The following is an 815-nucleotide window of genomic DNA, read 5'->3' as shown; positions in this document are numbered from 1 at the left end:
CGTGGTGTAGTGGTTAACATGCCTGCCTGTCACGCAGGAGATCGCCGGTTCGACCCCGGTCGGGACCGCCATTTTAACTTCTGCTAATTGGCAGTTGTTTTTTATTGGACATTATGGTACAATAACATTTGTCTTTGAAAATAAGATATTTTTTCGATGGGCTATAGCCAAGCGGTAAGGCAACGGACTTTGACTCCGTCATGCGCTGGTTCGAATCCAGCTAGCCCAGCCATTTACGAGCCATTAGCTCAGTTGGTAGAGCATCTGACTTTTAATCAGAGGGTCGAAGGTTCGAATCCTTCATGGCTCACTTTTTGTTTTTTCCGCGCGGTCGTGGCGGAACGGCAGACGCGCTAGGTTGAGGGCCTAGTGGGGGAAACCCCGTGGAGGTTCAAGTCCTCTCGGCCGCATCAAAAAAATCTTAAAAAAGTACTTGCATTTGAAAATGTAGTATGATAAGATAAATGAGTCGCCAAAATACAACGACGAAAAAACATCATGAATAAGCGCCCGTAGCTCAATTGGATAGAGCGTTTGACTACGGATCAAGAGGTTAGGGGTTCGACTCCTCTCGGGCGCGCCAATTACGGGAAGTGGCTCAGCTTGGTAGAGCACCTGGTTTGGGACCAGGGGGTCGCAGGTTCAAATCCTGTCTTCCCGACCACGCGGGTGTAGTTTAGTGGTAAAACAAGAGCCTTCCAAGCTCTGGTCGAGAGTTCGATTCTCTTCACCCGCTTTTAGTTCTTTGAAAACTGAACGAAACAAACAACGTGAAACGTCAATTTTTATTTTTAGATGCTAGACAAACTAACTTT

The 815-nt window shown here is 47.0% G+C and carries 7 tRNA genes; all 7 read left to right on the top strand.

Annotated features, from left to right (window positions below):
• Position 1 precedes the first annotated feature (1 nt).
• The 7 genes from ACQRBL_RS32405 (at position 2) to ACQRBL_RS32375 (ending at position 736) form a co-directional block, all read left to right on the top strand.
• Positions 2 to 71, top strand: a tRNA-Asp gene (locus ACQRBL_RS32405).
• Positions 72 to 157: 86 nt separating this feature from the next.
• Positions 158 to 232, top strand: a tRNA-Gln gene (locus ACQRBL_RS32400).
• Positions 233 to 237: 5 nt separating this feature from the next.
• Positions 238 to 310: transfer RNA gene (locus ACQRBL_RS32395), tRNA-Lys, on the top strand.
• Positions 311 to 327: 17 nt separating this feature from the next.
• Positions 328 to 410 (top strand) — tRNA-Leu (locus ACQRBL_RS32390).
• A gap of 96 nt (positions 411 to 506) precedes the next feature.
• A tRNA-Arg gene (locus tag ACQRBL_RS32385) sits at positions 507 to 583 on the top strand.
• A 4-nt stretch (positions 584 to 587) separates the two neighbouring features.
• A tRNA-Pro gene (locus ACQRBL_RS32380) sits at positions 588 to 664 on the top strand.
• Between the two features lies 1 nt (position 665).
• A tRNA-Gly gene (locus tag ACQRBL_RS32375) sits at positions 666 to 736 on the top strand.
• The last annotated feature ends 79 nt before the right edge of the window (positions 737 to 815 follow it).

Origin of the sequence: Bacillus sp. AF62 (genome assembly GCF_050312695.1) — a bacterium.
In the GTDB taxonomy this organism is placed as follows: Bacteria; Bacillota; Bacilli; order Bacillales; family Bacillaceae_G; genus Bacillus_A; species Bacillus_A cereus.
The sequence above is the reverse complement of the archived record's forward strand: the minus strand, read 5'-3'. Positions and strand labels throughout refer to the sequence as shown.